This window comes from Pantoea sp. AG702 (assembly GCF_003182295.1).
Lineage (GTDB): Bacteria > Pseudomonadota > Gammaproteobacteria > Enterobacterales > Enterobacteriaceae > Pantoea > Pantoea ananatis.
In genome coordinates this window covers 208,758-221,066 of sequence record NZ_QGTU01000006.1, presented here as the reverse complement: position 1 = coordinate 221,066, position 12,309 = coordinate 208,758, and the positions used below count along the sequence as shown (strand labels likewise).

Here is a 12,309-nt window from a genome sequence, read left to right as displayed (position 1 = left end):
TTGTGCAAAAAAGGTAACACATGCAAAAAACCATTTTGATCACGGGCTGTTCGAGCGGTATTGGCCTGGTTGCAGCCAATGACCTGCTGGCTCGCGGCTATCACGTTATTGCAACCTGCCGAAAAGCCGACGACGTGGCGCGCATGCAAAGCCTCGGCTTTACGGGGCTGATGCTGGATTTGGACGACGCAGAGAGCGTTGACCGCGCAGCCGATGAGGTGTTGGCGCTGACCGGTAACCGGCTGTTTGCCCTGTTTAATAACGCCGGCTTCGGCACCTATGGTCCGTTAAACACCATCACGCGTCAGCAATTTGAACAGCAATTTTCCAGCAATGTGTTTGGCACCCACCAACTCACTATGCGGCTGCTTCCGGCGTTGAAGGCTTTTGGCAATGCCCGGATCGTGAATACCAGTTCGGTGTTAGGCCTGATTTCCACGCCGGGTCGGGGCGTTTATGCCGCCAGTAAATATGCGCTGGAAGCCTGGAGCGATGCATTACGCATGGAGCTGCACGCAAGCGGCGTGCGCGTCAGCCTCATTGAGCCGGGTCCAATCCAGACCCGATTCACCGATAATGTAACGCAGGGTGAGCAGGATAATCCGGTGCTGAATCCCGGTCTGGCCGCGCGGTTTACGCTGCCGCCTGAGGCCATTTTACCTAAGCTGCGCCATGCGCTCGAAAGCAAACATCCGCGTTTGCGTTATCCGGTGACGCTGGTCGCACACGCGATGGGCCTGTTGAAACGCGCGCTGCCAGGCTGGATACTGGATCGCATAATTCGCAGTCAGTAAAGGTATTGCGCGAATACAGCTTGAAGCAGGGCCAGTCGGCCCCATATTCTTTAAACATTTTCTGCAAAGAGACTTAGTCATGTCACCACACGCTTCGATTATCGACATTAACGAATCCAACCTGCAACAGACCCTTGAGCAGTCAATGCAGATACCGGTGCTGTTCTACTTTTGGTCGGATCGCAGCCAACATTGCCAGGAACTGACGCCGTTGCTGGAGCGACTGGCTCAGGAATACGCAGGCCAGTTTATTCTTGCCAAACTGGATTGTGACAAAGAGCAAAGGGTGGCATCGCAATTTGGGTTACGCTCCATTCCCACCGTCTACCTGTTCCAGAACGGCCAGCCTGTTGACGGTTTCCAGGGGCCACAGCCGGAAGACGCCGTGCGCGCCCTGCTGGAAAAAGTGCTGCCGCGTGAGGAAGAGTTAAAAGCCCAGCAGGCGATGGCGCTGATGCAGGAAGGCAAACCGCTGGACGCATTACCGCTGCTGAAAGAGGCATGGCAGCTCAGTAATAAAGACAGCGAAATTGGTTTTCTGCTGGCGGACGTGCTGATTACCCTGAACCGTAGCGATGAAGCAGAAACGGTACTCAACGCCGTGCCGTTGCAGGATCAGGACACCCGTTATCAAAGCCTGATCGCCCAGATCGATTTACTGAAACAGGCGGCCGATACGCCTGAAATTCAGCAGCTGCAATCACAGCTGGAAAGCGCCCCGGATAACGCTGAACTGGCGACCAAACTGTCACTGCAGCTGCATCAGGTCGGGCGTAATGAAGAAGCGCTGGAACTGCTGTTTAACGTCATTAAACGCGATTTGAACGCCGCTGACGGCCAGGCGCGTAAAATGTTGCAGGAGATCCTGGCGGCATTGGGCACGGGCGATGCGCTTGCCGCACGCTATCGCCGCCAGCTCTATTCCCTGCTTTACTGATGTAAGCAGAAAACGGGCCGAACGATTTGGCCCGTTCATCTGACAACCTGGAGGTTATATGCTCACCGTGATTCCTGTTCTCATCCTGGTCGCCCTGGTCACCGTATGGTCCGGCGTGAAAATCGTTCCGCAAGGCTATCAGTGGACGGTCGAACGCTTTGGCCGCTACACCCGCACGCTTCAGCCCGGCCTGAGTCTGGTTGTTCCCTTTATGGATCGTATCGGTCATAAGATCAATATGATGGAACGGGTGCTGGATATTCCCTCTCAGGAGATCATCTCCAAAGATAACGCCAACGTCACGATTGATGCGGTCTGTTTTGTCCAGGCCATCGATCCGGCGCGGGCCGCCTATGAAGTCAGCAATCTGGAGCTGGCGATTCTTAACCTCACTATGACCAATATGCGCACCGTGTTGGGCAGCATGGAACTGGATGAGATGCTGTCTCAGCGAGACAGCATTAATACCCGCTTACTGCATATCGTTGATGAAGCCACCAATCCCTGGGGCGTAAAAATCACCCGTATTGAAATTCGTGACGTTCGTCCGCCACAGGAGCTGATTGGCGCCATGAACGCCCAGATGAAAGCGGAGCGTACTAAACGAGCCGATATTCTGACGGCGGAAGGTGTGCGGCAGGCGGAAATTCTGCGGGCCGAAGGGGAAAAACAGGCGCAGATTTTAAAAGCGGAAGGGGAACGAACGTCGGCTTTCCTGCAGGCTGAAGCCCGTGAACGTCAGGCGGAAGCGGAAGCCCGCGCCACGAAAATGGTGTCGGAAGCGATAGCCGCCGGCGATATTCAGGCCGTAAATTACTTTGTGGCGCAGAAATACACGGATGCGCTGCAGAAAATTGGTGAGTCCAGTAACAGTAAAGTGGTGATGATGCCGCTGGAAGCCAGCAGCCTGCTGGGTGCGATCGGCGGAATTGGTGAGCTGTTAAAAGAAACCCGCAGCGAGTCGAAACGCTGATGGTGAGTGAGATTGTTGCCCATCCGCACTGGTTCTGGCTGACGCTGGGCGGGCTGCTACTGGCGGCTGAGATGCTCGGCACAAATGGCTACCTGCTCTGGAGCGGGCTCGCAGCCATGCTGGTCGGTATCACAGAATGGGCTTTGCCGCTTAGTTGGACCGCCCAGGGCTCTTTGTTTGCCGCATTAACGCTGGCGAGCGTATTTATCTGGCATCGCGTCATGCGCTATCGCGAGCGCAACCAGCAGCCAAATTCCCTTAATCAGCGCGGCAACCAGATGATCGGCCTGCAGTTGACCCTGGACAGTGCGTTGCAAAACGGTATCGGTCACGTCCGCGTTGGCGACAGCAGCTGGCGCGTTCAGGCAGACCAGAATCTTCCTGCCGGTACGTTGGTTGAAGTGGTAGCAGTGGAAGGTATTACTCTGCGCATTCAGTCACGCTTGCCGCCAACCTGACTGCAGCAGCCTGCCAGGTTATTAATGATCGGGCAGTCCGCGCTGTCATTACCCGGACAGGCCGCCGCCAGCGCCAACAGGCGTGCGCGCATGGCGTGCAGTTCTTCAATATGCGCAGCAATTTCGTCAGCTTTCTGCAGCGTACGCGCCTTAACGTCCGCGCTGTGGCGTTCAGGGTCGTTAAACAGCCCGACCAGCTCGCGGCACTCATCAAGGGTAAAACCCACCTGCCGTGCCTGGCGTAATAAATTTAGCTCATCAAGATGGTGTGAATTGTAATGCCGGTAGCCGTTATCGCCGCGCAGCGGGGGCGTGACTACGCCCTTTTCTTCATAGAAACGAATAGCCTTACTGGTTAGCCCGGTCTTTTTCGCCACGGTACTAATATTCATAACAGTTTTCCTGATCTTCCCCTATACGGGGCGCTTCTAAAAGGCCCAGCCCGTGAGCTGCCGGGCTAAATCAGTGTTTGATTCTACGTCACTCGTGCCCGACTCTGTCGTTTTGCACCCGAGAACAGGTGGAAAACAAGGCATTTCATGTAGGAGATTATAGATCACCCTGCCAGGTAAAAGGGTTCTCGTCCCGGTATCTGAGTCAACGCGGTCGCTGCAGAGGCCTTCGGCTGACTCTTCCGGTTAACCTGAGTAATGCCAAAACGCGCCTGAGTGCAGAACAAACTGGCCAGCCGGTCAATCTGTCATCAACCTCATCAAAAATAAGATGATAGCGCTTGTCAACGCAGAAAATTCCGATAAAATCCCGCCAGTTTGTAACAAATCATTATCATCATTAAAGTATAGGGGATTGGATTATGGCTTTAGTCAGCTGTCCAGAATGTCATAAGGAAGTGAGTGATTCAGCATTACGTTGTCCATCATGTGCCAGGCAGCTCAGAAAGCCGCGTCGCTCTTTTTTTGGCAAAATGGTTAAGTGGACTTTCATTCTGTTTAACATTCTTATGGTGTACTGCTTGTTCGCAGGAATAGGTGGAAGTGGCGACGTTATCAATAACGCGGCTTCCGATGCGGAAAAAGCCGGTGCTGCGCTTGGGGCAGGTTTAGGTTTAATGGCGATCGGCACCCTTTGGGTTATTGGCGACATCATTATCGGGACGCTGGTCTTCTTTACCAGACCCAAAGGGTAATTGACTCATCCTGCGCGCCTGCAAAGGGTTTAGCATGCCTGGCGAAAACCGTTGCACAGCAGGGAACAGCGAAATGTCGATCCCGTTAACGCGGATAGCAGGTAAATCAGTCCCGCTTATCTGACGAAGCACGGAACTGTGTTTATCTTGAGCGACAGGCATGATCGAACAGGATGAAGCCTCGGCAGTAAGCGCAGGGCTGGCCGTCATTTCGTCACCCCTTTTCATCAGCGGGCTTGCACGCCTTTAAGCCGGATGAAAGTCAAAAAAAGCCCTGCTTATCTGGACTGCCGCAAAAGTTGGACAGTTCAGGTTACGCGGGGCTTTCTTCTTGTGGCGTCCTGAGTCATGTCAACGCCAGCAAGCCGGGTACACCACCGGTGAATAAACTTCCTTTATCTGGCCATTCAGGATTTGACCTTCCCCTTGAGGGAAGGTTTAACCTGAATAACAGTCACATCTGAACGATCAACCCCGCACATCTGATAAAGGAGTCAACCATGTCAAACACGATTGTTCTGGCGCTGGACGGATTGTCCTGCGGCCACTGCGTAAAACGCGTCAAAGATGCGCTCGAACAGCGCGACGATGTCGAGCAGGCTGAGGTTACTCAACAGGAAGCCAGCGTGTCAGGCCGTGCAGACGCTACCGCGCTGATCGCTACCGTTGAACAAGCGGGCTATCATGCAACATTAAAAGCTGCGGGTTCCAGCCCAAAGCCTGAGCCGTTGACAGCAGCAGAGCCGCCGCCGGAGGCGCTGACAACGGAGTCTTCTCCTCTTCCGGCAACTGAAAATCAGCCCGCTCACGTGCTGTTAATCGACGGGATGAGCTGCGCCAGCTGTGTCAGCCGGGTTGAGAAAGCCCTTGAGCAGGTAAGTGGTGTGCAACAGGCCCGCGTGAATCTGGCCGAACGCAGCGCGCTGGTGATGGGCAATGTGGCACCCCATCTGCTGGTCGCCGCCGTGGATGCGGCCGGCTATGGGGCGGAAGTGGTCGAAGACGAACAGCAACGCCGTGAAAAGCAGCAGCGCAGCGCCCGACGCGCCATGCGACGTTTTAGCTGGCAGGCGGGACTTGCACTGCTGTTTGGCGTGCCGTTAATGATCTGGGGCATGCTGGGCGACAACATGATGCTCACCGAGGACAATCATACCGCCTGGCTGGTGTTGGGCACGGTTACGCTGTTGGTGATGGTCGCCACGGGCGGTCACTTCTACCGCAGTGCCTGGCGCAGCCTGCTCAACCGCAGCGCGACAATGGATACCTTAGTCTCGCTGGGCACCGCCGCCGCCTGGATCTACTCCTTTAGTGTGGTGATTTGGCCGGCGTTCTTCCCTCTGCAGGCGCGTCATCTCTACTTCGAAGCCAGCGTAATGATTCTCGGCCTGATCAATCTGGGTCATGCGCTTGAACAACGCGCGCGTCAGCGTTCCTCGCGAGCCCTGGAACACCTGCTCGATCTGACGCCGGAACAGGCAAGAGTCGTAACGGAACAGGGTGAAACCTCAATGCCGGTTAGCGCGGTACAGCCCGGCATGATCCTGCGGCTGGTCGCGGGCGATCGCGTGCCGGTCGATGGCGAAGTCCAGGACGGTGAAGCCTGGTGTGATGAGGCCATGCTGACCGGTGAGGCGGTGCCGCAAAGCAAAACGCAGGGCGATCGTCTGTTTGCCGGCACCCTGGTGCAGGACGGGACAGTACGCTTCATTGCCCGCGCGACCGGCGGCAATACGACGCTGGCGCGCATCATTCAGTTAGTCCGTAAAGCCCAGAGCAGTAAGCCAGATGTGGGTCGCCTGGCCGATCGTATTTCTGCCGTGTTTGTGCCGGTGGTGGTGCTTATCGCCCTGATAAGCGCCGCAGTCTGGTATACCGCCGGTCCGGCGCCTCAGATTGCCTACGCGCTGGTGGTGGCCACCACAGTGCTGATTATTGCCTGCCCCTGCGCGCTGGGCCTGGCCACGCCCATGTCGATTATCGCCGGAACCGGCCGCGCCGCCGAATACGGCGTGCTGGTACGCGATGCCGATGCACTGCAGCGCGCCAGCCGTATCGATACGCTGGTGTTTGATAAAACCGGCACGCTGACAAGGGGCACACCGCAGGTGACCGAGGTGATGAGCTGGAACGGCAGCACGCGCGATTCGGTCCTGTCTTCGGCGGCGGCGCTGGAACAGACATCGGGTCACCCACTGGCGAAAGCGATCCTGGCGGAAGCGGGTACCGCAGCAACGCCCGCGATTGCGCAATTTCGTACAATACGCGGCAAAGGCGTAAGCGGCATACTCAATGGCAGACAGCTGTTACTGGGTAATGTCAGTCTGTTACACGATTACGGCGTGGATTGCCAACCGGCGCGGGCTGAAATTGACAGGCTTACCCGGCAAGGGGCAACCCCGGTGTTACTGGCACAGGATGGACAGCTTACCGGTCTGATTGGCTTGCGGGATACGCTGCGCCCCGAAGCGAAAGCAGCACTGCAGCGGCTGCATGAAGCGGGTTACCGACTGGTTATGCTGACCGGGGATCATGAAAATACGGCCCGGGCTGTTGCGCATGAAGTCGGCATTGATGAGGTGATTGCAGGTGTACTGCCCGAAGGTAAAGCCGATGCGATAAGTCAACTACAGCAGCAAGGAAGGCAGGTTGCCATGGTGGGCGATGGTATCAATGATGCTCCTGCACTGGCGCAGGCTGATGTCGGTATTGCGATGGGCGGCGGCAGCGATGTGGCGGTAGAAACCGCAGCGATTACGCTCATGCGGGCCGATCTGCATGGCGTGGTGGATGCCTTAAAGATTGCCTCCGCCACCCTGGGCAATATCCGGCAGAATCTGTTTGGCGCGTTTATTTACAACGTTATCGGTATTCCGCTGGCGGCAGGCGTGCTCTTTCCTTTTACCGGCCTGTTGCTTAGCCCGGTTTTTGCCGGTGCCGCCATGGCGCTGTCGTCAATAACCGTGGTGAGCAATGCTAACCGCCTGTTGCGCTATAAGCCGCGCGTTTAGCAATAACTGCCCTGCTCTGTCTTTCGCAACGGGATCCCGCTAGCATGGTGGCTTTCAAACAGTGAAGGACAGGGAATGACAGCGCGCCTTTTGCAACGTTTACGTAACTGGATTAATCCGCTTTTTCCAGCCAGCTATCGTTGGCCCGCCGTGGATATTCAGTCGGGCGAATGCCGGTTTCATCTGGTGGGTAGCATTCATATGGGCACCCGTGACATGCAGCCCCTGCCGGTCCGGCTGCTACAGCAGTTGCAAAAAGCCGATGCGCTGGTGGTTGAAGCGGATATTACCCAGGGAGGATCGCCATTTGAAAACACGGAAGAGCGTCCGCCACTGATCGCCAGAATGGATGATGATGCGCTGGCGAAGCTTGAAACACTGTGCAACGAAACCGGTCTGTCCCTGAGCCGGTTTGATACGTTACCGGCCTGGCAGATTGCGCTGATGCTACAGGCCCAGCAGGCCCAGCGGCTGGGGTTACGTCCTGATTTCGGTATTGATTATCAGCTGCTACAGGCCGCGCGGGCGATGGATAAACCCGTGATTGAACTGGAAGGTGCGCAGGCGCAAATCACCCTGCTGAAATCCTTGCCCGACGATGGCATGGCGCTGCTGGCGGATACGCTGACCCACTGGCACACCAACGCACGCATGTTGCAAACGATGGTGAGCTGGTGGCTGGAAAGCCCGCCACGCGATCCCCAGATTGCGTTGCCAGCGACATTCAGTCAGACCCTGAACGACACGCTGATTAGCCAGCGTAACAGCCAGTGGTGTGATCATTTACGTCGCCTGCCTTCGGGCCGATATGTCGTCGCGGTCGGCGCTCTGCATTTATATGGCGAGAATAACCTGCCGGGAATGATGCGCGTCAGATAACTCACGGCAAAAAAAAGAGAGCCGACAGTCATATCGGCTCTTCAAAGAGGAATGTGTTAATGATTTTAGTTGTCGCCAACAACAGGATTGCTGGCGCGTGGCAATTCTCGCCTAAAGCACATTATTTCGCCACATTTATTGTTCATTAATACGTAATAAGATTTTTCTGAATATGAGGCAACAATGACGCCCGCGGTAAAACTACTGGAAAAACAAAAGGTCAGCTTCACACTGCATCCTTATGAGCATGACAGTAACGAAACCAGTTTTGGCGACGAAGCGGTTCGTAAGCTCAACCTGGACGCCCGGCAGGTGTATAAAACCCTGCTGGTGGCGTTGAACGGCGAGGCGAAACACCTTGCCGTGGCCGTTACGCCCGTCGCTACTCAGCTCGACCTCAAGAAAGTGGCAAAAGCGTTCAATGTCAAAAAAGCCGAGATGGCCGATCCCATGCTGGCCCAGCGCATCACCGGTTATCTGGTGGGCGGTATCAGCCCGCTGGGCCAAAAAAAGCGCCTGCCTACGGTGATCGACAGCTCGGCAAACGCCTTTGCGACGCTGTTTATTTCCGGCGGTAAGCGCGGGCTGGATATCGAGTTAAGCCCACAGGATCTGTCACGGCTGCTGGAGGCACCCTTAGCGGATATTGCCCGACGCGACTAAGCCGGTTGCAGTGCGCAGAGTTCATCAATCATCCAGCGCCCGGCAGGGCCGGGCGGATTGCGGCGCGACCAGACGACGTCAACCGCGATGCGCTGCGGCCATCCTGGTAAGGGCAACTCCTTTAAAACACCATGTCCAAACTGTTTCACCAGCCAACGGGGTAAAATACTCCAGCCAAAGCCCTGTTCCGCCATCTCCAGCAGCACATAATAGGTTTGAGCAGACCAGGCTCTCCCCTGGAAAGTCGGAGCACGACGATCGGTCCAGGTATTGAGGCGCAGGTGACGAAGAGGTTCGAGCTGACTTTCGCTGATCGTGGTTTCCCGCGCCAGGGGATGATCACGATGCAGATAAACTCCTAATTCAGCATCAACCTGCAGGCGCGCGATCGCAATGTCAGCCGGCAGCGTTGGCTGAGCACGAATCACCCCAATATGCGCACGCCCGGTTTGCAACAGCTCAACGACATCATCATCTTCCGCCGCAATGCCTTCCAGCTCGACATCAGGATAATGCTGATCAAATTGCTTAAGCAGTCGCTGATGGTAATGCGTTTGCCAAAAATCTGAGACTGCGACGCTGAGCCGCGGCTCTGTTCCCTCGGACAAGCGCGTCGCCAGCGCATCCAGTCGCTCGCTGGCGGCGAGGATTTGCTGCACCTGAGGCAGCACGCGTCGCCCCTGCTCGGTGAGCTGTGGCTGGCGGCCGCGCCGGTCAAACAGGGCGAAACCGAGATCGGCTTCCAGATTAACCACAGCCACGCTGACGGTAGACTGGCTTTTTTTTAACGCCCGCGCGGCGGCTGAGAACGAGCCGCTGGCAACGGTCTGGACAAAGGCTTCCAGAGATTCCGGTGAGTAACGCATGAGAACCATCGCTTTTATCGATAGATGATCATTTTATCTTAGCATTTTGTCGTGGGAGAATGCGCAGCCTGAATAAAGGAGATTGAAATGCAAATCCGTTCACTCACAGAACGCATCTTCCATGCCACCCTGTTTGAAGGCCTGGCCATCGTGACGATTGCTCCGCTGGCAGCATGGTTTATGAATAAACCCCTGTTTCAGATGGGAGCGCTGGCGATCGTGCTGTCTACGGTGGCAATGCTATGGAATATGATTTACAACAGCGTGTTTGATCGGTTTTATCCGCCAGGGCAGAAACGTCGCGCCCTGCTTCGAGCGCTGCACGCATTGGGTTTTGAGGGCGGTTTTATCCTGATAGGCCTGCCGCTGGCGGCCTGGATGCTGGAGATTTCACTGTGGCAGGCATTTTTAATTGAAGTCGCGTTTTTTCTGTTCTTTCTGCCCTACACCTTCGTCTACAACCTGGTGTGGGACAAACTGCGTCCACACTGGTTCGGCCGCAAATCCTGCCGCGCCTGAAAAAAAGCAGGGAGGCGTTCTCCCTGCCTGGACTTAATGCAGCGTTGCACTCTCTCCATTCCAGTGCCGGATCCACGTCAGTACCATTTTGGGATAGCGCCGCAACGGCGTCGCGTCTTTCGCTTCATCCTTTGGTGGTGCTGCCTGCTCAGCCTGATAAATAACCGCTTCACGTGGCTGGTAATCGCTGGCGTTCACCGGAGAATGGGCGCTTAGCCAGTCCCGCAGGACCTGCGCATCCACCTTGCCGCTGTTCACATAACCCGGGTGCGTGTCGATGCGCGGATAGCCATCCCCGCCTGCGGCATTAAAACTGTTTGTCGCCATACGATAGGTTTTTTCATCTGCCAGCGGCTGTCCGTTGATCCTGACCTGGCTGACGCTGCTGCCGTTGGCGATCAGACTGACGTTGGCCAACTGGGCAAAACCGCCTGAATCAGGTTTGATGTTTGCCACAACCGCCAGATAGCGTTTGATTTCTGCGCCGGTCAGCGTGACGGAAACGACCTGATTACCGAAGGGTTGTACCTGTAACAGATCGCGCCAGGCAACCGGGCCGGATGTCAGCGAGGTACGGATCCCGCCCCCGCTCATCACGGCGAAGTCAGCCTGCGTTGCGGCCATCTGCGCACGCAGTATTAACTGCCCAATGGCGCTTTGTTTAAACCGCACGGTTTCTTTTTCGCCGGGAAAATCCCCTTTAATGCTTCCCACGTTGACCCGTAGCTTCGCGTCTGCGCGCTTTTGAAAAGGCGTCAGTAGTTTCATCATTGCGGTGTTAGCCGGGATGGCTTCCTGCCAGGTCAGTGAGGATTCACTGCCATCAAGATTTTTGATTTTGTGTTTGAGGTTGACCGGTATCAGCTGGTAGGCCTCCAGCGTCACCTCTCCATTGCGGTAGGTAAAATCGCCGCGCCCTACGTATTTACCCCATTTTTCCGCCTGCATGATCCAGACGCCGTTCTGCCGATCGGGCTCACAGGGTTGGCCTGGCTGATAGTCTTTACGGCTGACATTCTCTTTTTCCATACATACCGCATCGTGAGAATGCCCCCCGACGATCATATTGAGGGTTCCCTTTGGCAGACTGCGGGCCAGCGTCACGTCATCAACACCGTTACTGCCGTGTTGACCGTCGTCATAATGGCCAAGATGGGTTAACGCGACGATAACGTCGGGCTTCTCAGTAGCACGCAGCTCGGCGACGGCCTTTTCGGCCTCGGCAATGGGATCGCGGAATTCGATATCGCTTAACTGCGCAGGATTTGTCAGCCGGGCGGTATCGGGGGTAATCAATCCGAGCACGGCGATTTTTAACCCCATGCGCTGAAATACAGCCCAGGGCTTAAACAGGCGCTTACCACTGCTTTTTTGATAGACGTTGGCGGCCAGGAACGGAAATTTGGCCCATTTTTCCTGCTTACGCAGGACGGCGAGCGGTTTATCGAACTCGTGATTGCCCAGCGTCATGGCGTCGTAGCCAATCAGGTTCATGCCGCGAATGTCGGGTTCCGCGTCCAGCTCATCCGACTCAGGCACGCCGCTGTTAACATCGCCAGCAGACAAGATTAACGCCCCACCGCCTTTGGCCTGAATATCGTAACGCTGCGTATCCATTAGCGTTTTTTGCGCCGCCAGCCCGTATTCACCCTGATCATTAGTCCAAAAATGCCCATGTTGATCGTTGGTATGCAGAATGCTGAAACGGTAACTGCGGTCAGGCACTGCAGCATGGGTAAACAGCGACGATAACATCACGAGCAGTGCCAGACCTGCTCCTGCCCCTCGAAATATCAACACAGCCCTTCTCCTTTGATTGTTATCCGTTTCACCCGCCGGCCATCGGCGCCCTTCTGTGTCGCACAGAAACGGCCGTAACTCAAGATGAATACGGCTCCGTCTGGCCATTATGGCAGGCCAGGCGACCTGACAGGAAACGCCAACCGTCTGATTTATCCGCTCTCTTCTCTCTGACGCGCTGTTAAAAGGCTAAATGTTGACGGGATATGAAGGTGTTGTTCATTAAACCTGCAACATTGTTAACCGCTGCGACATCAACTCG

12 protein-coding genes are annotated in these 12,309 nt (G+C 55.8%); 9 read left to right on the top strand and 3 right to left on the bottom strand.

The window, feature by feature from the left end:
* The first annotated feature begins 20 nt into the window (after window positions 1–20).
* The 4 genes from DFO57_RS16950 to DFO57_RS16935 all read left to right on the top strand — a co-directional run bounded on the left by DFO57_RS16950 (window position 21) and on the right by DFO57_RS16935 (window position 3,162).
* Window positions 21–794 (top strand): SDR family oxidoreductase, encoded by a 774-nt coding sequence (locus tag DFO57_RS16950; RefSeq protein ID WP_078829186.1) that lies wholly within the window; start codon window positions 21–23, stop codon window positions 792–794.
* A gap of 79 nt (window positions 795–873) precedes the next feature.
* A complete protein-coding gene (locus DFO57_RS16945; protein WP_078829187.1) occupies window positions 874–1,731 on the top strand; it encodes a co-chaperone YbbN in 858 nt (285 codons plus the stop codon).
* A gap of 58 nt (window positions 1,732–1,789) precedes the next feature.
* Window positions 1,790–2,704, top strand: coding sequence for an SPFH domain-containing protein (locus DFO57_RS16940; RefSeq protein ID WP_013024936.1), 915 nt, complete (start codon window positions 1,790–1,792; stop codon window positions 2,702–2,704).
* Window positions 2,704–3,162 carry an NfeD family protein gene (locus DFO57_RS16935; protein ID WP_024471190.1) on the top strand — a complete coding sequence of 153 codons (459 nt, stop codon included), beginning with the start codon at window positions 2,704–2,706 and terminating at the stop codon, window positions 3,160–3,162. The genes DFO57_RS16940 and DFO57_RS16935 overlap by 1 nt, the downstream gene beginning before the upstream one ends.
* Here DFO57_RS16935 and cueR read toward each other — a convergent pair.
* Window positions 3,138–3,554, bottom strand: a complete 417-nt coding sequence (cueR, locus tag DFO57_RS16930) for a Cu(I)-responsive transcriptional regulator (protein WP_013024934.1) — start codon at window positions 3,552–3,554, stop codon at window positions 3,138–3,140. The two genes, DFO57_RS16935 and cueR, sit on opposite strands and share 25 nt — an antisense overlap.
* A 422-nt stretch (window positions 3,555–3,976) precedes the next feature.
* Here cueR and DFO57_RS16925 point away from each other — a divergent pair, with 422 nt between their 5' ends.
* From DFO57_RS16925 to ybaK, 4 genes are all read left to right on the top strand, one after another.
* Complete coding sequence (locus tag DFO57_RS16925) at window positions 3,977–4,309, top strand: hypothetical protein (RefSeq protein WP_078829189.1); 333 nt, start codon at window positions 3,977–3,979, stop codon at window positions 4,307–4,309.
* Between the two features lie 500 nt (window positions 4,310–4,809).
* Window positions 4,810–7,320 carry a copper-exporting P-type ATPase CopA gene (gene copA, locus DFO57_RS16920; RefSeq protein WP_110015536.1) on the top strand — a complete coding sequence of 837 codons (2,511 nt, stop codon included), beginning with the start codon at window positions 4,810–4,812 and terminating at the stop codon, window positions 7,318–7,320.
* Window positions 7,321–7,395: 75 nt separating this feature from the next.
* Window positions 7,396–8,199 carry a TraB/GumN family protein gene (locus tag DFO57_RS16915; protein ID WP_013024931.1) on the top strand — a complete coding sequence of 268 codons (804 nt, stop codon included), beginning with the start codon at window positions 7,396–7,398 and terminating at the stop codon, window positions 8,197–8,199.
* 183 nt (window positions 8,200–8,382) lie between these two features.
* Complete coding sequence (gene ybaK / locus DFO57_RS16910) at window positions 8,383–8,862, top strand: Cys-tRNA(Pro)/Cys-tRNA(Cys) deacylase YbaK (protein ID WP_019106627.1); 480 nt, start codon at window positions 8,383–8,385, stop codon at window positions 8,860–8,862.
* Here ybaK and DFO57_RS16905 read toward each other — a convergent pair.
* The gene (locus DFO57_RS16905) at window positions 8,859–9,728 is read right to left on the bottom strand and encodes a LysR family transcriptional regulator (RefSeq protein ID WP_014606418.1); all 870 of its coding nucleotides are present in this window, start codon (window positions 9,726–9,728) and stop codon (window positions 8,859–8,861) included. The two genes, ybaK and DFO57_RS16905, sit on opposite strands and share 4 nt — an antisense overlap.
* An 87-nt stretch (window positions 9,729–9,815) precedes the next feature.
* Between DFO57_RS16905 and DFO57_RS16900 the strand changes: the two genes are divergently transcribed.
* A complete protein-coding gene (locus DFO57_RS16900) occupies window positions 9,816–10,247 on the top strand; it encodes a multidrug/biocide efflux PACE transporter (protein ID WP_078829191.1) in 432 nt (143 codons plus the stop codon).
* A 33-nt stretch (window positions 10,248–10,280) separates the two neighbouring features.
* Here DFO57_RS16900 and ushA read toward each other — a convergent pair whose 3' ends face one another.
* Window positions 10,281–12,047: a bifunctional UDP-sugar hydrolase/5'-nucleotidase UshA gene (ushA, locus tag DFO57_RS16895; RefSeq protein WP_022622651.1), complete on the bottom strand. Its 1,767-nt coding sequence runs from the start codon at window positions 12,045–12,047 to the stop codon at window positions 10,281–10,283.
* Window positions 12,048–12,309: the final 262 nt, after the last annotated feature.